The following is a 24,625-nucleotide window of genomic DNA, read 5'->3' on the forward strand; positions in this document are numbered from 1 at the left end:
CAAAAACCGAACGTATAAGAACAATACAGAAACACGGGAGACCAAGATGCTCGATTTTGTCAAAGACCTCGCCGCTTTTGTTACCCTGGGCGCCTTCACCATCGGCTCGCTCACCTGGATGGACATTATCACCCATTTCGCCTGATCGGCTGTGGATTGCCCCAGCCGTGGTTTGACCCGACGCGCCGGGTGAACCAAGGATGGGCAAGGAGATGCACATGCGCGGCCCTGGCTTCATTCACCTTCACGTTCACTCTGCCTTTTCATTGCTGGAAGGCGCTGTTCAGCTCGAGACCATTCTAAAGCTGGCCGCGGAGGACAAGCAGCCTGCGCTTGGCCTGGCCGATACAAACAATCTGTTCGGCGCCCTCGAATTCTCGGAGAAGGCCACCAAGAAGGGCATCCAGCCGCTGATCGGCGTCGAACTGGCCGTGGACTTTGCTGCGGCCGAGGAACGTCTCAACGAACGCGGCCACACCGCCTGGACCGGCAAATCCAGCATCGTGCTGATGGCCCAGACGGAGGGGGGGTTCTCCAACCTCTCTCAATTAGTTTCTCGCGCCTATCTGCAGAGCGAGGACGGCCTGGCCCGAGCCAGTCTCGACTGGATGACACGCGAAAGCCTCGCCGGGCTCATTTGCCTCTCTGGTGGTGCCGAGGGCGCCGTCGACATGGCCTTCGCCAATGGGCAGGACGCCAATGCCGTGCGTCGCCTGGATCGCCTGGCGGACCTGTTCGGTGATCGCTTCTATATCGAATTGCAGCGCCATGGCCGGCCGATGGAAGCCACGGTTGAGCCGCGCCTTGTTGATTACGCCTACCGCAAGGGCATCCCGCTGGTTGCCACCAACGAACCCTTCTTCAAGACGGCCAGGGAATACGAGGCGCATGACGCGCTGCTGGCCATTGCCGGCGGGTCGGTGCTCGCCCAGACCGAGCGACGCAAGCTCAACGACCAGTATTACTTCAAGACGCGCGCCGAAATGGTCGAGCTGTTCGCCGACCTGCCGGAGGCTCTCGACACCACCATCGAGATTGCAAGGCGGGTAGCCTTCCGGCCGCGCACGCGCGGGCCGATCCTGCCCAAATTCGCTGCCGGTTCGCACGCAACCGAGGACGAAGTGGTGGCGGCCGAAGCGGCGGCCCTGCGCAAGATTGCGGTAGACGGCCTCGACAAGCGAATTGCCACGACCGGCCTTGCCCCGGGCAAGACCGAGCAGGAATATCGCGAGCGCCTCGATTTCGAGCTCGGCGTCATCGAGAAGATGAAGTTCCCCGGCTACTTCCTGATCGTGGCCGATTTCATTCAGTGGTCCAAGGCCCACGACATTCCGGTTGGACCGGGCCGTGGTTCGGGCGCGGGCTCGCTCGTGGCCTATGCGACCACGATCACCGACCTCGATCCGCTGCGCTACAACCTGCTGTTCGAGCGCTTCCTTAATCCTGAGCGTATCTCGATGCCGGACTTCGACATCGACTTTTGCCAGGACCGCCGCGAGGAGGTCATCGACTATGTGCAGGACAAGTACGGCTCCAGCCAGGTCGCCCAGATCATCACTTTTGGTACGCTCCAGGCGCGCGCCGTGCTGCGCGACGTCGGTCGCGTGCTGCAGATGCCCTATGGCCAGGTCGACCGCATCTGTAAGCTGGTCCCGGCCAATCCGGCCGATCCATGGTCCGTCGAACGCACTCTGAAGGAAGTGCCGCAATTCAAGCAGATGGTCGACGAGGATGAAACCGTCGCCCAGCTTGTCGAAATTGCCCAGGCGCTAGAAGGCCTCTTCCGCCACGCCTCGACCCATGCCGCCGGCATCGTCATTGGCGACCGGCCGCTGCAGGAACTGCTGCCGCTCTATCGCGATCCGCGCTCCGACATGCCTGTCACGCAGTACAATCTGAAATGGGTTGAGCCGGCGGGCCTGGTCAAGTTCGACTTCCTTGGTTTGAAAACGCTCACCACGATCCGCTACGCGGTCGACATGGTGAAGCAGCGCGGCGTTCATATCGACATCGACGCTATCCCCATCGACGATGCGGCCACCTACAAGCTTTACGCCCGTGGCGACACCTACGGCATCTTCCAGTTTGAATCGGCGGGCATGCGCCGGGCGCTGATGGACCTCAAGCCCGACCGTATCGAAGACCTCATCGCCATGAACGCGCTCTATCGGCCTGGCCCGATGGACAATATTCCGAGTTTCATTGACCGAAAGCATGGCCGCGAGGATGTGGAATATCCTCATCCCAAGCTCAGCGAAGTGCTCGACGAGACCTATGGCATCATCGTCTATCAGGAGCAGGTGATGCAGATCGCCCAGCTTCTGTCAGGCTACTCGCTGGGCGAAGCCGACATGCTGCGCCGCGCCATGGGCAAGAAGGACAAGGCGGAGATGGACCGCCAGCGCGTCCGCTTCCGCAGTGGCTCGGCCACGCAGGGGGTCAGCGAGGCGCTGGCCGACCAGATTTTTGACCTGCTTGCCAAATTCGCCAACTACGGCTTCAACAAGAGCCACGCGGCCGCCTATGCCTGGGTGTCGTACCAGACGGCTTATCTGAAGGAACATTTCCCGCACGAATTCTACGCGGCCTCGATGACCCTCGACATGGCCCAGACCGACAAGCTCTCCGACTTCCGCCGCGAAGCCGGCAAGAAGAAGATCGAGGTCGTGCCGCCCTGCGTGAACCAGTCCGAAGTGGTCTTCGCGGTGAAGGACGATCGGATCCACTACGGCCTCTCCGCCGTGAAAGGTGTGGGGCGTGCCATGGCCGAGCATATCGTCGAGGTGCGCGGCAATACGCCTTTCAAGGATCTGGGTGATTTCGCCCGCCGCGTCGATCCGCGTGTGCTCAACAAGCGCACTCTGGAGACGCTGGTCAATGCCGGGGCCTTCGATGCATTGGCGCCGCGCCGTGAAGTTGCCTTCGCTGCCGTGGAATCCGTCATCGGCACCGCCCAGGCGCTGACTGCCGACCGAAACTCGGGTCAGGTTTCAATGTTCGACACTGTCGAGGAAGAGCCGTTCCGCCTGCCGACGGGCGTCGCGGTCTGGAATTCCACCGAGAGAGCTGACCGTGAGCTCTCGGCTATCGGATTCCATCTCTCGGCTCACCCGCTCGACGCCTATTCGGATCTGTTCGAAAAGCTGCGCGTGCAACGCTGGGCCGATTTCGAACGCGCCGTGAAGGATGGGGCAGGGGCAGGGCGTCTGGCCGGCACCATTTCCTCCCGTAACGACAGGCGTACGCGTAAGGGCACGCCGATGATGATCCTGACCCTGTCGGATCAGAGCGGCACGTTTGAGTGCATTGCCTTTTCCGAGCAGATCAACGAGTTCGGCTCCATCCTGCAACCGGGCAATTCGGTCATTCTGCAGGTCGGTGCCGATGAGCGCGCGGAAGGGATCAGTGTAAGATTGATTTCTGCCGAGCCCATCGAGGGCATGGCCGAGAGGATCGATCGTCAGCTCACCGTGTTCCTGGCCGATCCGAAGGCTCTCAGTGCCACCAGCGCCCAGCTCAAGCGCGGCGGCAATGGCACGGTCAATTTCGTGGTCATCCGAGACGGCGGTGCCCGCGAGTATGAGATTGAGCTGCCTGGAAAATACAATGTCACGGCAGAGGTTGCCGGCGGCATCAAGGCGCTCGATGGCGTCACCGATGTCAGGTTTGCCTGAGCGTAACGCCCAGAATAGACACGGGAGAGGGAACCTTCGTTCCATCTCCCGCCTGGGGGCTTTCACCCTTTGTCCCCGCGTCGGAGCGCGGGTCCGTAAGGAACAATAGCATTCAATGCCCATCGGTTCGTTGAACAAGTCGTGAAACCGCGGCCTGTTTCCTGCTTTGCGCGGGTGGCTTGCCAATCCGGGCCTCTTCGCCTATAGCAGCCACGCGTTCGGCATGGGCCGGACGTGATTTCACACACGAAGCAGGCTTTTCCCTTGGGAAAATCCATCCGGTGGCGGAATTCCGCTGCAAGGCTTCGTGGAGGCATCAACCGGTAAAGGAGCAGCCCATCATGGCACTGCCAGAATTCTCCATGCGTCAGCTTCTCGAAGCTGGCGTTCACTTCGGCCACCAGAAGCACCGCTGGAACCCGAAGATGGAACGCTACATTTTCGGCGTTCGCAACGACATCCACATCCTCGACCTGAGCCAGACCGTGCCGGCCCTCAGCCGCGCCCTGCAGCTCGTGTCCGACACCGTTGCCGATGGCGGCCGCGTGCTCTTCGTTGGCACCAAGCGCCAGGCTGCCCCGCTGGTGGCTGAAGCCGCCAAGCAGTCGGCCCAGTACTATGTCAACTCGCGTTGGCTCGGTGGCACCCTCACCAACTGGCAGACCATCTCCAACTCGATCGCCCGCCTGCGCGAGCTCGAGTCGATGAGCGAGGCCGACCTGGCCCTGCGCACCAAGAAGGAACGCCTGATGATGTCCCGCGAGCAGGAGCGTCTTGAGCGCGACCTGGGCGGCATCAAGGACATGGGCAACCTGCCCAACCTCCTGTTCGTGATCGACACCAACAAGGAAGAGAACGCCATCAAGGAAGCCCGTCGTCTGGGCATCCCGGTTGTCGCCATTGTTGATACCAATTGCGATCCCGATATCGTCGACTACGCCATCCCCGGCAACGACGACGCCAGCCGTGCCCTCGAGCTCTATGTCTCGCTGGTCTCGCGCGCTGCCATCGACGGCATCGGCCGTTCGGCTTCGGGTCTTGGCGCCGATCTCGGCTCCTCGACCGAAGCTCCGGCAGAAGACCTGCCGGCCGACGAGTCGTCCGTCAACTAATCGTCGTGCGGGCATGCCTTCCTTCGTGTGAAGGCATGCCCAGCCCGATTCCGGGCATATCCGAACTCGAATAAGCCGCCCCGCGAGGGGCCGCCAAGAGGTGAACCCATGGAAATCACTGCTGCAATGGTCAAGCAGCTCCGCGACTCGACTGGCGTCGGGATGATGGACTGCAAGAAGGCCCTGGCCGAAACCAATGGCGACATGGAAGCTGCGGTCGACTGGCTGCGCACCCGTGGCCTCGCCAAGGCTGCCAAGAAGGCCGACCGCGTTGCCGCCGAAGGTCTGGTCGGTGTTGCCACTGCCGGCACCAAGGCTGCCGTCGTTGAAGTCAATTCGGAAACCGACTTCGTTGCCCGCAACGAACAGTTCCAGAATATTGTTGGCGCCGTTGCCAAGCTCGCCCTCGACGCCGATGGCGACGTGGTCAAGCTCGGCGAAATGCCGTTCCCTGGCACCGGCCACTCGGTTTCGGCCGAACTGACCGAAGCCATCGCCAAGATCGGCGAGAACATGAACCTGCGCCGCACGCAGACCGTTTCGGTCTCCGATGGTGTCGTGGAAAGCTACATCCACAATGCAGTGAAGTCCGGCATGGGCAAGATCGGCATTCTGGTTGCTCTCGAATCGACCGGCGACAAGGCCGCCCTGTCGGCTCTGGGCAAGCAGCTCGCCATGCACATCGCTGCCGCTCAGCCGCAGGCGATCTCGCCTGATGAGCTGGACCAGGCCGTTGTCGCCCGTGAGCGCGCCATCATTCTCGAGCAGGTCAAGGAAAGCGGCAAGTCCGCCGAGATCGCCGAAAAGATGGTCGAAGGCCGCATGCGCAAGTACTTCGAAGAAGTCACTCTGCTCAGCCAGGTCTTTGTCATCGACGGCGAGACCAAGGTTGCCGACGCGATCAAGAACGCCGAAAAGGATGCAGGCGCTGCGATCAAGCTGACCAAGTTCGTGCGCTTCGCCCTGGGCGAAGGCATCGAGAAGGTCGAGACCGACTTTGCTGCTGAAGTGGCCGCCACTGCCGGCGTGAAGTAAGCCTCATGACTTCGGAGGCGGACCCACGGGACCGCCTCCTGCTCTCCGGGACTGTCCGGTCTGCTGGATCGAGCCAGAATTTTTCTTAAATAACACTTGCAGAGCCTCGGCTTCATATGCCGGGCGTTTTGCCCTAGGGTTTGTCGCGTCCGCCGGAATCGGTGGCCCGCATGTTACCGACAAAGGGGTCCGGTCGATGTCGTCTGCCTACAAGCGCATATTGCTCAAGGTTTCGGGTGAGGCGCTGGCGGGAGATAATTCCTTCGGAATCGAGCCGCCCTATCTACAGCGCATTGCCGGCCAGATTGCCGATGTTGCGCGCACAGGCGTCCAGGTGGCCATCGTTGTCGGCGGTGGCAACATCTTCCGCGGCATGGCCGGCGCAGCCGATGGCACCGACCGGGTGACCGCTGACCTCATGGGCATGCTGGGCACGATGATCAACGCGCTCGCCCTGAGCAATGCGATTACCCGCCAGGGGATGAAATCGAAGCCGTTCAGTGCCGCGACCATGCCTTCGGTGGCCGACACCTTCACCGCCCGCGATGCCAAGTTGGCCCTCGAGGAAGGCTTCGTCGTCGTTCTCGGCGGCGGCACGGGCAACCCCTTCTTCACCACCGATACGGCCTCGACCCTGCGTGCCATCGAGCTGGAATGCGACGTCGTGCTCAAGGGCACCAAGGTCGATGGTGTCTATTCGGCCGATCCGATGAAGGACCCGACGGCGACCCGCTACGATCAGATCAGCTACGATGAGGTCATCAACCAGAACCTCAAGGTCATGGATACAGCCGCATTCGCGCTTGCCCGCGACAACTCGATGCCGATAATCGTGTATGCTCTGGATGATGCGGCGGGCCTGTCTGGTGTGCTTGAGGGCAAGGGACGCTCGACCCGCGTGGGCGATCCGCGCTAAAGCGACTGCCGGGGCAGGGCGCCTTTGGCATCGCAGCAACTGATTGAAGCCGGATCGGAGCAATTGCTCCGTGCCGGACAAGGACTGGAAGGAAACGGCAATGGCCGCAGGATACGACCTCAAAGACCTTAAGACCCGTATGCAGAAGACCGTCAGTTCGCTCAAGGATGACTTGGGTGGCCTGCGGACCGGTCGCGCCAGCGCCAGCCTGCTCGAGCCGGTGACTGTCGAGGCCTATGGATCGCGCATGCCGCTCAATCAGGTGGCAACGGTGACCGTGCCTGAGCCGCGCATGCTCTCGGTTCAGGTTTGGGACCGCGGCATGGCCAATGCCGTGGAAAAGGCCATCCGTGACAGCGGTCTGGGTCTCAACCCCATGGGCGAAGGCCAGGTGATCCGTGTGCCGCTCCCCGAGCTCAACGAGCAGCGTCGCAAGGAACTGGTCAAGGTCGCCCACACTTATGCCGAACAGGCCCGTGTTGCCGTGCGCCACATCCGTCGTGACGGCATGGATGCCTTGAAAAAGGCGGAGAAAGACAGCGACATGAGCCAGGACGACGCCAAGAAACAGTCCGATCTCGTCCAGAAGGCCACCGACGACGCCGTGACCGAGATCGACGCCATCGTGGCGCAGAAGGAACAGGAGATCCTGCAGGTCTGAGCGGACCCACAGATCTCGCGCCGGGAGGGCGTCGATGGCAGGGGAACCGGCCACCAGTGTGAAAGTTTTGGCTGGCGCGGGTCTGAAGATCCCGCGCCATCTCGGCGTCATCATGGACGGCAATGGGCGCTGGGCCCAGTCGCGCGGCAAGCGGCGCACCGAGGGCCATGTCGAAGGCGTGAAGTCGCTGCGCGCCATGGTCGAGCACTGCATCAATTATGGCGTCGACTACCTCACCGTCTTCAGCTTCTCCTCGGAGAACTGGTCGCGACCGGCAGATGAAGTTTCATTTATTTTCAACTTGTTACGGCGATTTGTTGCATCTGATCTTCAGCGGCTGATCCGCAACAATGTGCGCGTCAGGATCATCGGTGCCCGCGAAGGGCTCGATTCTTCCCTCGTTCGGCTGATCGAAGACGTGGAGGCCAAGACCGCGCAGAATTCCGGCCTGACCCTGGTCGTCGCCTTCAACTATGGCAGCAAGGCCGAGATCGTCGCCGCCGCGCGCCATCTGGCCCGCGAAGTTGCGGCTGGTCGTCTCGACCCCGATGCCATCGACGAACAGCGCCTCGGCGATGCGCTCTACACCGCGGGCCTGCCCGATCCAGACCTGATCATCCGCACCAGCGGCGAGCAGCGGCTCTCAAACTTCCTGCTCTGGCAGGCCGCCTATGCCGAATTTGTCTTTGTGGACGAGCATTGGCCGGACTTCGACGAAGCAAGCTTTTTGCGCGTCCTTGAAACCTATTCGCGCCGCGACAGGCGTTTTGGCGGTATCGGAGCGGCGGCGAGTTGAGCGATCAGGGCAATCCGAAACCCGACCCCACACCCACCTCGCGTCGCTCCTGGGGCGATGTCGGCCCCCGATTGGTTTCGGCCATCGTCCTTATCGTCCTGACAGCCACCGCGCTCTATGTGGGCAGCTACCTGCTCGCCGCCGTTGTGGGGGCCGTCTATGGCGGCGCCTACAGGGAATGGGAAACCATGGTGTCGCGCGCGCCGCTGACCCCGATGGGCTGGGTGCTCATCGCCCTGGTAGGCGTGTCCGGCCTGGCCTACATCGCCTTTGGCATAGCCGCTTCCATTGCGGCAATTGCGCTGGCTTGCGTTCTGGCCTTCTTCATGGACGCCGAGCATCGCGTCTGGCGTATTGCCGGGCTCATCCTCTTTGGCCTGCTCATTATGTCCATCCTGGTGATGCGGGGCCAGAACGTGGATGGCATCTGGGCCGGCGTCTATCTCGGCACGGTCGTCTGGATGACCGATTCCGCGGCATTCTTTACCGGCCGACAGATTGGTGGAGAGAAGCTGGCCCCTGATATATCGCCTTCCAAGACCTGGTCAGGCGCACTTGGTGGTCTGGCTTTGGGCACCGGGGCCGGCCTTCTGGTCTGGATCTGGGTGACTGAATCTCCCATCTGGATCGGCCTGCTGCTCTCTGCGGCAATCAGCATACTGGGACAGGCGGGCGACTTGTCCGAAAGTGCCATCAAGCGGCATTTCCGGATCAAGGATAGCGGCGACATCATTCCTGGCCATGGCGGTTTGATGGATCGCCTCGACAGCCTCACATTCGGCGTGTTTCTGGTGGTTATCATCGGCACGGCGCATGCGGGATTCGGCGCTGTTGCCGCAGGATTGCTCCACTGGTAGCGCGCCGGCCCTGACGCTGCGCGCTCGGAACTTGGATACGGCATGTTGGATTTCGCGTACTGGCTTCTGTCCTACCTTGTTCCCTTTCTGGCGGTTCTCACGGTCATCGTGTTCGTCCACGAAATGGGGCACTACCTTGTCGCCCGTTGGAATGGGGTCGCGATCCATACATTTTCCATCGGCTTCGGCCGCGAGCTGTTCGGCTGGAACGACAAGCAGGGTACCCGCTGGCGAATCTCGGCCATTCCCCTTGGTGGCTATGTTCGCTTCGTCGGCGACATGAATGCTGCCAGCGTTCCGGATCCCGAGGCCGCTGCCAATGTTGACCCGGCCCTGGCGCCGCGACTTTTCGTCAACAAGAACGTGTGGCAGCGCATTGCCATCGTGGCTGCGGGCCCGCTGGCCAATGTTCTGCTCACCTTCCTCATTCTCTATGCCCTGCTGCTTGGCTACGGGCGCTATACGATCCCGCCTGTACTGGGTGAGATTTTGCCCGGATCCGTGGCGGAAGCGGCCGGATTGCAGCCGGGCGATGAAATCCTCTCGGTGGATGGCTACGTCGTTCGGGGATTTGAGGATTTCCAGCGCTATGTGGCGACCAGCCCCGAACGCCCGGTGGCGGTAGAATTCGACCGCAATGGCGCGGTCCAGAACCTGACCATCGTCCCGGAGGCCGTCCAGGTCGAAGACCGGTTCGGCAATGATCAGCGCATTGGCCGGATCGGCGTCAGTCGCGATGTCGAGGAAACCGATGTTACGCTCTACCGGCCTGGTCCGATTGAAGCGATCGGCATGACCGTCGAGGAGATTCGCTTCATCATCCAGCGGACGGCAGCTTTCCTGGGTGATTTCTTCGTCGGCCGGGGGGACGTGGAGCAGCTGGGCGGTCCGGTCAAGGTCGCCAAGGTTTCCGGGGAAGTGGCGACCCTGGGAATCATCGCATTGATCAACCTTATGGCCTTGCTGTCACTCAATATTGGGATATTCAATCTTCTTCCGGTTCCCATGCTGGACGGCGGCCATCTCCTGTACTATCTGGTCGAGGCCGTTCGCGGACGGCCATTGAGTATCAAGGTCCAGGAGATTGGTTTCAGGTTCGGATTTGCGCTTGTACTGGCGCTGATGGTGTTCACACTGTTCAATGACACAGTGTTCGACCATTTCGGAATCCTGCGCTAACCCCTTGTTAACCTTGGTTCGCAAGGTGTTGCATGAATACAAGTGCGCCAAGGAATTACTAACCGCGTGAGCAGTCGCGCCTTGTTCCTGGTTAAAAAAACAGTAAAACAGTCCCATGGAGTTAGCTTGGGGGAGCGCTGTGCATGGCGATTCTTCAGGCCGGTCGCAGAAGGCAATAACAATATGAATCACCCCACCAAGCTGATGCGTGGCGCGGTTTCCGCGATCGCCCTTCTGGGTGCAGCCCCAATGGTAGCGGGCTTGCCTGTGCTGGGCGTTGTGGCCGTACAGGCGCAGGACCAGCTGGTTGCTTCGGTTCTGTTCGAAGGCAATCGCCGTTTCCCCGATAACCAGCTCCTGGCTATGGTCGACGTGTCCAGCTCCGGCATCTTCAGCCAGCAGCGACTCAATGCCGACATTGAGAGCATTCGCCAGGCCTACGATCGCGAGGGGTTCAATTCTGTTTCCGTGACCGCCCGCACCGAGCCGACCGCTGACGGTCGCGTTCGCGTCGTGTTTGTCATCAATGAAGGTGAGCGTGCCGGCATCGCCGGTATCAACTTCACCGGAAACAATTCGATCAGTGCCAATAACCTCAAGGGCACGATGCTCACCAAGGAATCGGGCGTGTTGAGCTGGCTGCTCCGCGACGATAACTATGACGAGCAGAAGATGGCGGTCGATCGCGAGCGAATCCGCCTCTATTACGCAAACCGCGGCTTCCCCGATGCTCAGGTCAACTCGGTTGCCGAGTATGACGCGTCCCGCAATGCCTACTTCATCAATGTGACCGTCAACGAAGGTCAGAAGTACGAATTCGGGGCCATCGGCATCGAAACCAGCATCGACGGCCTGAATACCGACGTGCTGCGCGGCACCGTGCGCACCGGTCAGGGCGCGACCTATTCGACGGCTGACCTGCAGAAGACCATCGAGGACATGGCTTACGAAGCCACTGCCCAGGGTTACTCCTTTGCCGACGTGCGTGCTCGCCTCGATCGCGATGTCGCCACGAACACGTTCAATGTCACCTACCTGGTCGATGAAGGTGCGCGCGTCTATGTCGAGCGCATCAACATCACCGGCAACGTCAAGACCCGCGACTTCGTTATTCGTCGCGAGCTGGCCTTTGCCGAAGGCGACCCGTTCAACCGCTCCATGGTGGTGCGTGGCCGTACCGCCATCGACGCCCTGGGCTATTTCTCCAAGGTTGATGTCACGACTGGCCCGGGTTCTGCACCCGACAAGATCGTGCTCAACATCAATGTCGAAGAGCAGTCGACCGGTGAATACGGCGCGACGGCAGGTTACTCGACCACGGACGGTATCCTGGGTGAACTGTCGCTGACCGAACGCAACTTCCTCGGTCGCGGCCAGTATCTGCGCGCCTCGATTGGGGCTTCGCAGGCCGGCCGTACTTTCGACTTCTCGTTCACCGAACCGCGCTTCATGGGCCTCAAGGTCTCGGCTGGCGTCGATGCGTACCACCGCATCTCGGATGAGACGTCGACGAGCTTCTATGGCACCCAGACGACCGGCGGTCAGCTGCGCATCGGCGTTCCGCTCACCAGTGCTCTCAACGCCCAGTTCTTTGGCGGTTATGAGCGCAAGGTCATCGAGGACAATGATGCTCCGACATCGGCTCTGGTGACCAATGGCCAGGAATTCAACAAGGCATTCGTCGGCTACACGCTCTCCTGGAGCAGCCTTGACGACATGAAGAGCCCGACCGAAGGCCTCTATGCGACCTTCACCCAGCAGTATATCGGCTGGGATCACAACCTGCTGCGTTCGGAAGCCCGCGCCCGCTACTTCGTGCCCGTCATGGCCGATACCGGCATTGTGGCCAGTGTTCGTGGCCAGGCAGGCGTGATCAACAGCATGGACGGAAACAACATCAATGCGACCGAAGCGTTTATGCCCGGTTCGCAGTTGATCCGCGGCTTTGAAGGCCGTGGCTTCGGTCCGCGTCTGGCCAGTGGTGAATATCTCGGGGCGACGATGTATGCCGGTATCTCCGGTGAAGTCGAATTCCCGATCCCCGGCCTGCCTGAGAACTACGGCCTCAGCGGCGCAGTCTGGGCTGATGCGGCCTGGCTTGGCGACAGCAGCAATATTATCGGCGGTGCCGGTGCTGTTGCGACCAGCAATGACCAGCCGTGGCGTACCTCCGTCGGTGCGTCGCTCATCTGGGACTCGCCGTTCGGTCCGCTGCGTGGCGATTTTGCCCACGTGCTCAACAAATCGACCGACGACCGGACGCAGGTGTTCCAGTTCACCATCCAGACCTTGCTCTAGTAAGGTTGGCGTGACAGAGTTTTTGGAGCCGCGGGGCGGTAGCGCCGCGGCTCTCTTGTTTTGAGTGACAGAATGGTCGACACCCGATTTCACCGTTTCGCTGGTCCCCGTACGCTGGAGGCTCTTCTGTCCCAGCTGGGGCGTGCGGAGCTGGCCGAAGGTCTCGTCGGCAAGGACCTTGTCGTCACTGGAGTCGATGAACTCGATCTGGCCACGGCCGGTGATCTCGTTCTCGCGGCGCAGCCCAGCTACATCGAAGAGTTGAGGCGCACCAAGGCCGGGGCGGTGCTGGTATCGCCGGCCCTGCGGGAGGCCGTGCCTGAAGGCTGCGTGGCAGTCGTACTCGACAAGCCGCACAACCTCTTTGCCGACATCCTGGACACGCTCTATCCGGGCAGCACGCGTGCCATCATCGCGGCCGGCCGCGAGGATCTGGGCCCCCCGGTATTCGAGCGCGATGTGACCTTGGGGACCAATGTCGTTATCGGCGCCGGTGTCGAGATCGGGCGCGGAACCGTCATTGGCGCGAACACCGTCATCGGGCCAGGAGTCACGATTGGACGAAACTGCATTATTGCCGCCAATTGCACCATCGACTGCGCCCATCTTGGCAATGACGTGGTGATCCACTCCGGTGTTCGGATCGGCACGGAAGGCTTTGGCTGGCTGGACTTCGGCAAGTCCAATCGCAAGATTGCCCAGCTGGGTCGTGTCATCGTTCAGGACAAGGTCGAAATCGGCGCCAATAGCACCGTGGATCGCGGCGCGCTGGGCGACACGGTTCTGGGTGAAGGCACCAAGGTCGATAACCTGGTCCAGATCGGCCATAACTGCCGAATTGGTCGCTACTGCCTGATTGCCGCGATGAGCGGGCTGTCGGGCTCCACCATTGTCGGTGATGGCGTGCTCCTGGGCGGCGGCGTCGGGACATCCGGCCATCTCAGCATCGGCAGCGGATCGGTCATCCACGGCCGCGCCGCGGTGACAAAGGACTGGCCGGCGGGCTCCAAACTTGCCGGTGCGCCGGCGCAGGATATAAGAGATTTTTGGCGAGAACTCGCCGTGATGCGTAAACTGTCGAAGGGGGAGAAGCGCGGATGAGTGATACCGCCGCCGTAACCGAGCTCAATGCAATGCGCATTGGCGAAATTCTGGAAGCGCTGCCACATCGCTATCCCTTCCTGATGATCGACCGCATCGTCGACATCAACGGCGACGACTCTGCCGTTGGCATCAAGAACGTCACCTATAACGAGCCGATTTTTACCGGCCACTTCCCGGGAAATCCGATTTTCCCGGGCGTGCTGATCATCGAAGGCATGGCGCAGACTGCCGGCGCCATCGTCATCAAGCATGACGGCAATGCCGGCGGCAAGAAAATCGTGCTGATGCTGGGCGTCGACGCAGCCAAGTTCCGCAAGCCTGCGGGTCCCGGCGACACCATCGAGTTCCACATTTCCAAGATGCATCGCCGCCGCAATGTCGGCCGCTATCGCGCCGAAGCGAAGGTGAATGGCACTGTCATTGCCGAGGCCGAAATCACGGCCATGATCGTCGGGGCCGAGCAGTGATCGCTCCCACCATTCACCCCACGGCGATCATCGCCGATGGGGCCCGATTGGGCGAAGGCGTCAAGATTGGTCCCTATAGCATGGTCGGCCCGAGGGTGACGCTGGGGGACAATGTCGAACTGGTCTCGCACGCCGTGGTCGACGGCAACACCACAATTGGTTCTGGCACGCGGATCTTTCCCTTCGCTTCGGTCGGTCACGAGCCGCAGGATCTCAAGTTTCACGGCGAGGATTCGCGCCTGGAAATCGGCCAGAACTGCACGATTCGCGAATCCGTCACGATCAATCCTGGCACCGAAAACGGTGGCATGCTCACCAAGGTCGGCGACAACTGCCTCATCATGGCAAATGCGCATGTCGCCCATGATGCGATCATCGGCAACAATGTCGTCATGGCCAATTATGTTGGCATCGCCGGCCATGTCCATGTCGGCGACAACGTGATCTTCGGTGGCACCTGTGTCATCCATCAGTTCACGCGTATCGGCGCGCATGCTTTTATCGGCGCGCAATCCATGGTCGATGGGGACGTCATTCCCTACGGCATGGCAGTCGGCAACCGGGCATCCTTGACCGGTTTGAACCTGATCGGCTTGAAGCGTCGCAAGTTTGACCGCGAGGCCATTCATCGCCTCCGCGCCGCCTATAGGCAGATATTCGCTAGCGAAGGTACCCTGCGTGAGCGGGTCGAGGATGCCGCAGAACTCTTCCGGGACGATGTCCTCGTTCAGGATGTGGTGCGCTTCATTTCCGAGGCCCAGGATCGTCCGATTATGCTGCCTCACAACGCCCACGAGACCGAATAGCGTCAGTCTGGAGCCCCGAATGAACGACACGCTGCGCCTCTTCATACTGGCCGGCGAGCCGTCGGGCGACCGAATTGCCGCAGACCTCGTCGCGCGACTTCGCCAGCGTGTCACTCTGATATTGAGCGGTGTCGGCGGCGATGAGCTGGCGGGGCAGGGGCTGACCTCGCTCTTTCCGATGTCGGACCTCGCCGTCATGGGTGTCACGGATGTGCTGTTCAACCTGCCACGTCTGCTGAAGCGGCTCGAACAGGCCGCCCGCGCGATCCTGGCAATGAACCCCGATATTGTCGTGCTGGTCGATTCCCAGGATTTCTCGCGTCTCCTGGCCGCGAGGCTGCGCAAGCGCGGATATTCAGGTCGTCTCATCCTTTACGTGGCGCCGTCCGTTTGGGCCCGCAATCCCGAGCGCGCCGCGCGTCTCAAGCCATTGTTCGATGCTGTTCTCGCCGTTCTGCCGTTCGAGCCGGCCGTGATGGAAGAGCTCGATGGCCCACCCACATCCTATGTGGGGCACCCGGCCCTATTGGAGGCGCTGCCGCCGCGCCCGGTTCCAGAGCGCGGTCCCCTGGTCCTGCTACCTGGCAGTCGCGCCGGAGAACTGCGTCGGCACTTGCCGGTTCTGGCAGAATTGTCTGCCGAACTGGCCGCACATGACAGCGTCACGGAACTCGTCATCCCCACGCTGTCCCGCCTGCGTCCCCGCCTCGAGACCGAAACTGCAAGCTGGTCGGTGCCCGTACGCATCGTTGACGCGCGCGAGGCGCGGCGCGATCTCTATGCCTCCGCAGTCGCTGCGCTCTGCGTTTCCGGGACGGTCACCCTCGAATTGGCGCTCGCGCGATTGCCGATGGTCGTGATCTACGCGCTTGATCGCCACCAGGCCCGCATTTACGGCCGGTTGGGGCGCCCGGCAGTTTCACTCCCAAACATCATCCTCGGCCGCACAGTGGCGCCGGAAGTGGTCGCAACGCCGCTCCGCTCCGACGCCGTCGCGCCGGTGATTGCCGACCTGCTGGACAACAAAAAAGCCCGCCAGGACCAGATGCAGGCCTTCGACGAGCTCTTTGCGATGATGCAGTCAGGGCTGGCGCCCTATCTTCGACTGGACCCGGCAGAGCAGGTCCTGTCGATCTGGAAGACTGGCGCGTGATCTGCAGAAGGTAGAGTTCTGCGGCGATCACGCGACCAGGACCTGGCCTAGCGGCTGCTGATCGGCTGATAGTCGCGAGCCGTTGCGCCTTTATACAGCTGGCGCGGGCGGCCGATCTTCTTTTGCGGGTCGCCAATCATTTCCTTCCACTGGCTGATCCAGCCAACAGTACGGGCCACGGCGAAGAGCACGGTGAACATCGAGGTCGGGAAGCCGATCGCATCGAGGATCACGCCCGAGTAGAAGTCGACATTCGGGTAGAGCTTGCGGTCGATGAAATACTGGTCTTCGAGCGCGATGCGCTCGAGTTCCTGGGCCACCTGCAGGGTCGGGTTGTTGCCGACGCCCAGGATTTCCAGCACTTCCTTGGCCGTGGCCTGCATCACCTTGGCGCGCGGGTCGAAATTCTTGTAGACGCGATGCCCAAAGCCCATCAGGCGGAATGGGTCATTCTTGTCCTTGGCGCGGGCGATGAATTCCGGAATGCGGTCCACGGTGCCGATTTCGCGCAGCATGTTGAGGCAGGCTTCGTTGGCACCGCCATGGGCCGGGCCCCAGAGGCAGGCCACACCGGCGGCGATGCAGGCGAAGGGATTGGCGTCCGACGAACCCGAGAGGCGCACCGTCGAGGTCGAGGCATTTTGCTCGTGGTCGGCATGCAGCGTGAAGATCAGGTCCATTGCGCGGGCAATCTTGGGATTGACCTTGTATTCCTCGGCCGGAACCGAGAAGCACATGTGCAGGAAGTTGCTCGCGTAGTCGAGGTCGTTGCGCGGGTAGACGAAGGGCTGGCCCACCGAATACTTGTAGGCCATGGCAGCGATCGTCGGCATCTTGGCAATCATGCGGATCGAGGCGATCTCGCGCTGCTGCGGGTCATTGACGTCGGTCGAGTCGTGGTAGAACGCGGCCATCGCACCCACCACGCCGGTCATGATCGCCATTGGATGCGCATCACGGCGGAAGCCGCGATAGAAGTAGTGCATCTGCTCATGCACCATGGTGTGGCGGGTCACCAACTGCTCGAATTCGGCAAACTGGGTCTTGGTCGGCAGTTCGCCGTAGAGCAGTAGATAGCAGACTTCGAGGTAGTTGGAGTTTTCAGCCAATTGCTCGATCGGGTATCCGCGATAGAGCAGTTCGCCCTTGTCGCCGTCGATGTAGGTGATGGCGCTATCGCAGGCAGCCGTCGACGTAAAGCCGGGATCGTAGGTGAACAGGCCCGTCTTGGCATAGAGCGATCGGATATCCATCACCTCCGGACCCACCGAACCGCTCAGGATCGGGAATTCGTGGGTCTGGTCTCCGATGACGAGTTTGGCGACTTTATCGGTCATTGAGCTCTCCTCGCTTCACCCCTCTTGCCGCAGGAAAGGACAGGAAATGCGGGCACGGGGCCGGCGCCTTGGAAGCGCCGCTTTTCCCGGCAAGAGGTATCAGGTCTTGCCCATCGCAAGCAACCGATAGGTGAGTATGACTTATCTATCCGACAGGCTGGCGACAGGCAGGAGGACCGACCTCAGCCGCCGATCTGGTCACCGAGTCGCGCGAGGCTTTCCTCGCGGCCGATCAGCACCATGACCTCAAAAATCCCCGGAGATACGGTGCGTCCGGTGAGTGCGGCACGCAGGGGCTGGGCCAGCTTGCCAAGCTTGAGGCCCTTCTCTTCGGCGAGGGCACGCATGGCCGCGTCGATCGATGGCACTGACCAATCGGCAAGCCCCCCTAACGTATCGGCAATGCTCTTGAGCACGGCGCGGGAGTCATCGGTCAAAAGGGCGGCTGCGGCCGCATCCGGCGTGATCGGGCGCAGCGCATAGATGAACTGCGCGAGGTCGATAAGTTCGAGCACCGTCTTGGCGCGCGGCTGCAGTTCGGGCAGGGCGGCGAGGACGGTGTTGTGGTTGGCCATGAGCCCCTTGGCGTCCTCCTCGCGACCCACTTCCTGAGCCGTCGATACCATGACATTGTAGAGGTAAGTCGGGTCGGCCTCGCGGATATAGTGGCCGTTGATGTTCTCGAGCTTGACGAAGTCGAAGCGGGCCGCGCCCTTGTTCAGGGCCTCGAGGCTGAACCACTCAACCATCTGCTCGGTCGAGAAGATTTCGTCGTCGCCATGGCTCCAGCCGAGGCGCGCCAGGTAGTTGCGCACGGCCTCGGGCAGGTAGCCCATCTGGCGATAGGCCTCGACACCCAGGGCGCCATGGCGCTTGGAGAGCTTGGCGCCATCCGGACCATGAATCAGCGGGATATGCGCCATGTCAGGCACGGTCCAGCCCATGGCATTGTAGATGACGATCTGCCGGGCGGCATTGGTCAGATGGTCGTCGCCGCGAATGATGTGGGTCACGCCCATGTCGTGGTCATCGACGACCACGGCATGCATATAGGTCGGCGTGCCGTCCGAGCGCAGGATGATGAAGTCATCGAGGTTCTCGGTCTTGAACACCACGTCACCCTGGACATGGTCGTGCACGACGATCTCGCCGGTCAGCGGCGCCTTGATGCGCACGACCGGCTTGATGCCCTCGGGCGCCTCGGAGACGTCGCGGTCGCGCCAATAGCCGTTATAGCGCGGGGGCTTGCCGGCAGCACGAGCCTCCTCACGCATCTGGTCGAGCTCTTCGGGCGAGCAGTAGCAATAATAGGCATGACCCATCTTCACCAGCTCATGGGCGACCTCGGCGTGGCGCGAGGCGCGGGCGAACTGGCTGATCGGCTCGCCGTCCCAATCGAGGCCGAGCCATTTGAGCCCGTCGATCAGCGCTGTGACGGCGGCTTCAGTGGAACGTTCGCGGTCGGTGTCCTCGATCCGCAGCAGCATCTTCCCGCCCTTGTTCTTGGCATAGGCCCAGCTGAACAGTGCGGTGCGGGCACCGCCGATGTGCAGATAGCCGGTGGGAGAAGGAGCAAAGCGGGTGACGACCTGAGACATGGCAACCGGAAAGATTTGAGGAATTGCGGGCCGTGTGTAGCATAGGCGGGCTTGAGCGCAAGGGCAGGGGCGCATGGAGGCTGGGCAACAGGCTGTCGGGGGGCGCGGAAGACTGTGGCCACGAATACGCGGTCGCGGCGCGATGGTGCTTGAGCCTGGCCAAATGCTGTCAGGGTTCCGGGGCGCGGTCCGTGCAGCAATCGAGGGGCGCCGGCTGTTCATCCTGCTGCCGTTTGGCCTGATCGCCGGATTGTCCATCTATGCCGGACTGCCGGAAGACCCGAATACACAAGTTTATCTGGCCGGTACGCTTGCCATGCTGGCCGTCCTGGTCATTGCCTTGTGGCAGCGTTCGGTCCCGGGCCTGAGGTGGACTGTGCAGCTTCTCTGTCTCTGGTTCGGCTTCTGCCTCTTGCCCCTGCACGGTCTGGCGTTCGGCACACCCATGCTGGCCTTTCCTGCCTATGGGACCTATGAGGCCGTGGTCGACGAAGTGCTCTCGAGCGATGATAAGGCACAGCGCGTCGTTGTTTCGGACCTGACGCCGCTTGCCGACGCCCGGTCCGTGCCAATTCGCCGCGCGCGCCTACTCCTGCCCAGCGAGGTGCCCTTCCGGCCAGGGGATCGGCTCCGCGGCGAATTGAGACTGGCACCCATCCCGGGCCCCGTGCTGCCCGGCGCGCATGATGGTCAGTTTCATTCCTATTTCATCGGCATCGGAGCCTATGGCTCCGTGACCGGAAAGGTCGAACTCGTCGCCGGAGCAGAAGGCATCAGCCTTGCGCGCGCGGTGCAAACGCTGCGCAACACGATCGGCAACCGCATCGATGCGGTTCTTGAGGGCGAAACCTCGACCATCGCCAAGGCCATGGTTGTGGGAGACCAGAGCACCATTTCGGACGAAACGCGTGAGGTCATGGCGGCCTCGGGGCTGGCCCATATCTATTCCATTTCCGGCCTACATCTTTCCATCGTCGCCGGTGGCATCTTCTGGCTGGTACGCCTGGCTCTGGCATCCGTTCCGGGCCTGGTCGCATGGCCGGTCAAGCAGATTGCGGCCGTAGTCGGCCTGGCGGCTGCTTTCCTCTACCTGCTGCTCGCCGGCGGTGTGGACAATGTTCCGGCCTTCCGTTCCACCCTGATGCTGGGGTTGATCTTCGGGGCCGTTCTCGCAGGAAGGCGGGCTCTCACCATGCGCAATGTCGCCATAGCCGCCATTGTCATCATGCTTATCGACCCTGCCAGTATCTTCCGTCCGAGTTTTCAATTGTCCTTCGCCGCCGTGGTCGGGCTCATCGGCATTTTTGAATTGCCGCGCGCCGGATTGCCTGGCGAGCCGGGTTACGTTCGCCGCATCGCCGGAGTGGTCGGCATGACGGCATGGACCAGTCTCGTGGCCGGTCTCGCTACGCTCCTCTTTTCGGCCTACCACTTCCAGCAGACCGCGCCGCTCGGCGTGCTGGGCAATGTCCTGGCCTTGCCCTTCGTCAGCCTCGTTATCATGCCCTTTGGCGTGCTGTCGGTTCTCGCCATGCCCCTCGGCCTGGATGAGCCTGTCCTGCGCATCATGGGCTGGGGCATAGATCGCATGGTCGACATCGCAGATCTCGTTGCCGGCTGGAGCGCCGGCTGGACCGGCAATCCCTTGCTTGCCGGATGGACGCTGGGCGTCGGCCTCGTCGCCCTGGCCTGGTTCGCCTTCATGGACACGCGCTGGCGGCTGCTGGCGCCAGCCGCGGGAACCGCTGTCATCCTGCTGTTCGGTTTCGTCGCCCGGCCCGACATTCTGATCTCGGATACCACGCAGGCCGTTGCCGTCCGCGACGGCGACGCCATGGCGCTGGCCAGCGGCCGCACCGGCAGCTTTTCGGTCGATGTGTGGAGTGAGCACTTTCAGACCGCGATCGCGGCAAGCCATCCCGATGCGCGCTGCGACACTCTGGGCTGTGTCGTCACGGCCCCGGACTACAGCGTGGCCATCGTGCGCAATGCGGCCGCCTTTGCCGAAGACTGCGGCCGGCACGACTTGCTCGTGGCCCGCCTCGTCGCGCCGCACTATTGTCGCGACAACGGGCTGGTGATTGGCGCCGACGAACTGGAGCGCGGCGGTGTCCATGCCCTGAGCTGGAACGAAGGGGCAGGGCGGTTCGATATCCACCCCGCCATAGACTCGATCAACCGGCCCTGGCGAGTTTTGCCACGCTGACCCCGGCGGCCGGAATGTCGGCGCCGCCCAGCACATAGCCGGCCTCATCGGCAGCCTGGGTGAGCGTCTGGTGACCCGACGAGTAGTTCACATAGATCCGGAAATCGCCCCGCACGCGACACCGAACGCCTGTCGGGAGGGACAGTATTGGTGTATCGGCCTCGGCAATGAGGTAGTCGACCACGCGCTGCACCAGCGCCTTGTCGCCGCTGGTGGTGAGATAGAAGAGCTTGCCCTGCGAGAGCAGGACCGGCACGCCTTCCTCGTCCTCCATGATGACTTCTGCCTTGCCATCGACCTTTTCGCGCCACAGCTGCGCCGAACCGCCGCCCTTGACCGCGACCTTGATCCCGGCAGGAAGGCTGTCCACGCGCGCCACCTTTAGATCGAGAAGGTTGGCCCCGAGATCCGGGCCAAGCCGGGCTGGCATGGCGAAGTGCTCGGTCTTGGATCCGGTGCGCGGCCCCACGAGCAAGTGCCCCTCAAAATTCGCGACCGCCTCGCGCAGGGCCTCTGTCCAGGCGAGAAGGGCGGGAATGGCAACAATGTCGTATCCGGTAAGGTCCCTTGTGCCTGGCGGCAGCACGTCCACGTCCAGGCCGTGCTTGCGGAAGGCCGAATAGAGCCCGCGGACGTGATTGCCGTGGCTGAAACCGGCCGCCTGCGGCTGGATTTCCCAGGCCCACTCGCTCTCGTAGTCATAGATCACCGCGACCCTGCCTTTGGTCGCAGCGCCGAGCGCGATCTGCTGCAGTTCCCGCGCCACCTGGCCGGCTTCGCCATAGGCAGGAGCCGGTTCGCTGTCGGGGCGCAATAGGCCCGCATGCATCTGTTCCTGCGCGAACGGCGCCTGCCGCCAGCGGAAATAGGACACGACTTCCGCCCCATGGGCGAAGGCCTCCCAGGCCCAGAGGCGCGCCATGCCGGGCAGCGGATCGGGATTGGCGTCGGCCCAGTTCACGGGCCCCGGCTGCTGCTCCATGATCCACATGCGCCCATGCCCGACGCTGCGGTAGAGATCATGGTGGAAGGCGGCATTGTCAGGATCGCCCTGTCGAAGATAGAGCGCCTTGTGCTCTTCGCTCTGGTCGCTCTTGGCCAGGTGCCCGATGGGATAGGAATCCCAACTGGCAATGTCGAGCGTTTCCGCCAGCTTGAAATGGTCGAACTCGCTATAGCGGCTCATGAAATTGTGGATCACCGGCAGGTCAGGCCGGCTGGCCTTCAGGATGTCGTACTGGACCTTGTTGAAGGCCGCGACCTGGTCGGAAGAATAGCGCCGGAAATCGAGCTCATGGGCGGGCGCCGCGTCACAGACGAGCAGGTTTGGCAGGTCGATCTGGTCAAAGCGGTTATATTCCATCGACCAGAACACATTGCCCCAGGCCTGGTTCAGCGCCTCGATTGTCCCATACTTGTCCTTGAGCCAGGCGCGGAAGCCTTCAAGCGCCGCGGGGGAATAGGAATAGGTCGTGCCATGGCAGCCATATTCATTGTCCGTCTGCCAGCCGGCAAGGGCTGGATGGCCGCTCAGCGCCTCGGCCAGAATGCGTGTAATGCGTGCACTTTCTTCCCGGAACCCGAGATGGGAAAAGTCGTAGTGCCGGCGCGACCCAAAACCCTTGCGGCGGCCTTCGCGGTCCACTGCCAGCATGTCGGGATGCTTGTCCACCATCCAGCGCGGCGGCGTGGCCGTGGGCGTGCCGACGATCACCTTGAGCCCGTGCCGCCCGAGGACGTCCATGGCCCGGACCATCCAGTCGAGCCTGAGATCACCGGGGGTTGGCTCCAGCCGCGACCAGGCGAACTCGCCGATGCGGACATAACGTATGGCCACCTCGGCCATCCGCTTTGCATCAGTCTCCCACCAGTCTTCGGGCCAGTGTTCGGGATAGTAGCAGACGCCGAGTGTGGGGCTGATCATTTGGGTCTCAGAGCTTGATCTTGGCTTCCGGCAGGCCGGCAATGTCGAGGTCGATATAGAACACCCCGCCCGCCACCTTTTCGGCCGCCAGCTGTTCAGGCGACATGTTCTTGTTGGCCGTGGTAAGGAACAGGCGCTTGAAATCCTTGCCGCCAAAGGCCGGGCAGGTGACCTGGCTCACCGGTACGTCTACGATACGATCAATCGTTCCATCAGGCGCATAGCGGATGACGCAGTTGCCGCCCCAGCGCGCGTTCCAGAGATAACCTTCGCTGTCGACCACGGCGCCATCGGGATAGCCCGGGTGATCGGTCACATCGGCGAACAGCTCCCATTCGCCCACAGGCAAGCCGGTTTCCGGATCCACGGCGCATTTGAGGATCTTCTGGTCCGGCGTATCGGTCCAATAGGCCGTGCGACCATCGGGCGAAAAGCAGGTCGCATTGGGAATGGCGACGTTACCGATGATCTTGGTCAGCTTGCCTTCCCGGTAGTGATAGACGGCACCGTCCTTGGGACCCTCCTCCTTGACCATGGTGCCAATCCAGAAGGCTCCCGAAGGATGCACCCGGCTGTCATTGGTGCGATTGGTCGGCACGTCGCTCTCGATATCGTGCAGATGCACCGTGGCGCCGGAAACCAGATCGAAGCGCTTGAGGCCGGTTTCGGCGGCGATCGCCAGCGTCTCATCATCGATAATGGCGGCAGCGGCGACGATCTCGTCGAAATGCCACTCGCCGGCTGCCTTGCCCTCGGCATCAGCCGCAAACAGCGTCTTGTTGTTGATGTCGAACCAGAAGAGCTGCTGGCGGCCGACATGCCAGAACGGGCCTTCGCCCAGGGCGCACTGGCTGTCGATGAGGAGCTTTGCGGTCTGGTTCACTTGGTCTGTCCCTTGTCATAGGCGGCAACGGCGAGCTGGGCGCGTTCGGCCACTTCGGCAACGCTCATGCCGGGTTTGTAGATATAGGTCCCAAGACCGAAGCCGGTGCAGCCGGCGGCAAAGAACTCATGGAAATTGTCGGGATTGGCACCCCCCACGGCGTAGACGGGCAGGGCCGGCGGCAGCACTGCCTTCATCGCCTTGATACCCTTTGATCCCAGCACCTCTGCCGGAAAAAATTTGAGTCCCGTTGCCCCGGCGCGAATGGCTGCAAAAGCATCGGTGGGCGAGAACACCCCCGGATAGGATTTCAGGCCAAGCCGAACGGTCTCGCCGATCACCTCGGGATTGGTGTCGGGTGAGACGATGAACGTGCCGCCAGCGCCAGCCACGGCACGCACATCCTCCGGCGTCAGAACGGTGCCGGCGCCGATTTCCGCTCGGTCGGACAGAGCGGCGGCAGCACGCCCAATGCTGTCTACCGCATTGGGCGAATTGAGCGGCACCTCGATGAAGGTGATGCCGGCCTCGACCAGGGCCGTACACACGGGCACGGCTTCATCTGGTGTGATACCGCGCAGAATGGCGATGATGTGACGATGGGACACGATGAAAACCC

The 24,625-nt window shown here is 62.1% G+C and carries 19 protein-coding genes; 14 read left to right on the forward strand and 5 right to left on the reverse strand.

All coding sequences use genetic code 11. The annotated features are described in order from the left end of the window. The first annotated feature begins 218 nt into the window (after positions 1–218). From dnaE to MQW79_RS02350, 13 genes are all read left to right on the forward strand, one after another. Positions 219–3,674 carry a DNA polymerase III subunit alpha gene (dnaE, locus tag MQW79_RS02290; RefSeq protein ID WP_476586581.1) on the forward strand — a complete coding sequence of 1,152 codons (3,456 nt, stop codon included), beginning with the start codon at positions 219–221 and terminating at the stop codon, positions 3,672–3,674. A 341-nt stretch (positions 3,675–4,015) separates the two neighbouring features. Further along, complete coding sequence (gene rpsB / locus MQW79_RS02295) at positions 4,016–4,786, forward strand: 30S ribosomal protein S2 (protein WP_476586582.1); 771 nt, start codon at positions 4,016–4,018, stop codon at positions 4,784–4,786. A gap of 108 nt (positions 4,787–4,894) precedes the next feature. Next, complete coding sequence (tsf, locus tag MQW79_RS02300) at positions 4,895–5,821, forward strand: translation elongation factor Ts (protein ID WP_476586583.1); 927 nt, start codon at positions 4,895–4,897, stop codon at positions 5,819–5,821. Between the two features lie 196 nt (positions 5,822–6,017). Next, positions 6,018–6,737, forward strand: a complete 720-nt coding sequence (gene pyrH, locus MQW79_RS02305) for a UMP kinase (RefSeq protein WP_476586584.1) — start codon at positions 6,018–6,020, stop codon at positions 6,735–6,737. Positions 6,738–6,837: 100 nt separating this feature from the next. Continuing rightward, on the forward strand, positions 6,838–7,398 hold the full coding sequence (frr, locus tag MQW79_RS02310; RefSeq protein WP_476586585.1) for a ribosome recycling factor: 561 nt from the start codon (positions 6,838–6,840) through the stop codon (positions 7,396–7,398). A gap of 34 nt (positions 7,399–7,432) precedes the next feature. Then, positions 7,433–8,194 (forward strand): isoprenyl transferase, encoded by a 762-nt coding sequence (locus tag MQW79_RS02315; RefSeq protein WP_476586586.1) that lies wholly within the window; start codon positions 7,433–7,435, stop codon positions 8,192–8,194. Next, positions 8,191–9,051 carry a phosphatidate cytidylyltransferase gene (locus MQW79_RS02320; protein WP_476586587.1) on the forward strand — a complete coding sequence of 287 codons (861 nt, stop codon included), beginning with the start codon at positions 8,191–8,193 and terminating at the stop codon, positions 9,049–9,051. The genes MQW79_RS02315 and MQW79_RS02320 overlap by 4 nt, the downstream gene beginning before the upstream one ends. Before the next feature lie 42 nt (positions 9,052–9,093). Then, positions 9,094–10,230 carry an RIP metalloprotease RseP gene (gene rseP, locus MQW79_RS02325; RefSeq protein WP_476586588.1) on the forward strand — a complete coding sequence of 379 codons (1,137 nt, stop codon included), beginning with the start codon at positions 9,094–9,096 and terminating at the stop codon, positions 10,228–10,230. A 183-nt stretch (positions 10,231–10,413) separates the two neighbouring features. Beyond that, positions 10,414–12,528, forward strand: a complete 2,115-nt coding sequence (bamA, locus tag MQW79_RS02330) for an outer membrane protein assembly factor BamA (RefSeq protein ID WP_476586589.1) — start codon at positions 10,414–10,416, stop codon at positions 12,526–12,528. Between the two features lie 72 nt (positions 12,529–12,600). Further along, positions 12,601–13,629, forward strand: a complete 1,029-nt coding sequence (gene lpxD, locus MQW79_RS02335; protein WP_476586590.1) for a UDP-3-O-(3-hydroxymyristoyl)glucosamine N-acyltransferase — start codon at positions 12,601–12,603, stop codon at positions 13,627–13,629. Then, a complete protein-coding gene (gene fabZ, locus MQW79_RS02340; protein ID WP_476586592.1) occupies positions 13,626–14,099 on the forward strand; it encodes a 3-hydroxyacyl-ACP dehydratase FabZ in 474 nt (157 codons plus the stop codon). The genes lpxD and fabZ overlap by 4 nt, the downstream gene beginning before the upstream one ends. Beyond that, positions 14,099–14,905 carry an acyl-ACP--UDP-N-acetylglucosamine O-acyltransferase gene (gene lpxA, locus MQW79_RS02345; RefSeq protein ID WP_476588170.1) on the forward strand — a complete coding sequence of 269 codons (807 nt, stop codon included), beginning with the start codon at positions 14,099–14,101 and terminating at the stop codon, positions 14,903–14,905. Before fabZ ends, lpxA begins: the two co-directional genes overlap by 1 nt. 19 nt (positions 14,906–14,924) lie before the next feature. Next, positions 14,925–16,058, forward strand: coding sequence for a lipid-A-disaccharide synthase (locus MQW79_RS02350; RefSeq protein ID WP_476586593.1), 1,134 nt, complete (start codon positions 14,925–14,927; stop codon positions 16,056–16,058). 47 nt (positions 16,059–16,105) lie between these two features. Here MQW79_RS02350 and gltA read toward each other — a convergent pair whose 3' ends face one another. Continuing rightward, positions 16,106–17,395, reverse strand: coding sequence for a citrate synthase (gltA, locus tag MQW79_RS02355; protein WP_476586594.1), 1,290 nt, complete (start codon positions 17,393–17,395; stop codon positions 16,106–16,108). 182 nt (positions 17,396–17,577) lie between these two features. Beyond that, on the reverse strand, positions 17,578–18,993 hold the full coding sequence (gene gltX, locus MQW79_RS02360; RefSeq protein ID WP_476586595.1) for a glutamate--tRNA ligase: 1,416 nt from the start codon (positions 18,991–18,993) through the stop codon (positions 17,578–17,580). Between the two features lie 163 nt (positions 18,994–19,156). On the opposite strand from gltX, the gene MQW79_RS02365 reads away from it, so the two are divergent. Next, complete coding sequence (locus MQW79_RS02365) at positions 19,157–21,199, forward strand: ComEC/Rec2 family competence protein (RefSeq protein ID WP_476586596.1); 2,043 nt, start codon at positions 19,157–19,159, stop codon at positions 21,197–21,199. Here MQW79_RS02365 and MQW79_RS02370 read toward each other — a convergent pair. The 3 genes from MQW79_RS02370 to MQW79_RS02380 are packed head-to-tail and all read right to left on the reverse strand — an operon-like array spanning position 21,168 to position 24,614. Next, on the reverse strand, positions 21,168–23,123 hold the full coding sequence (locus MQW79_RS02370; protein ID WP_476586597.1) for a beta-galactosidase: 1,956 nt from the start codon (positions 23,121–23,123) through the stop codon (positions 21,168–21,170). The two genes, MQW79_RS02365 and MQW79_RS02370, sit on opposite strands and share 32 nt — an antisense overlap. Positions 23,124–23,130: 7 nt before the next feature. Continuing rightward, positions 23,131–24,006 carry an SMP-30/gluconolactonase/LRE family protein gene (locus tag MQW79_RS02375; protein WP_476586598.1) on the reverse strand — a complete coding sequence of 292 codons (876 nt, stop codon included), beginning with the start codon at positions 24,004–24,006 and terminating at the stop codon, positions 23,131–23,133. Then, positions 24,003–24,614, reverse strand: a complete 612-nt coding sequence (locus MQW79_RS02380; RefSeq protein ID WP_476586600.1) for a 2-dehydro-3-deoxy-6-phosphogalactonate aldolase — start codon at positions 24,612–24,614, stop codon at positions 24,003–24,005. Before MQW79_RS02380 ends, MQW79_RS02375 begins: the two co-directional genes overlap by 4 nt. Positions 24,615–24,625 lie beyond the last annotated feature (11 nt).

Source organism: Devosia sp. Micro-HW1, assembly GCF_056341075.1.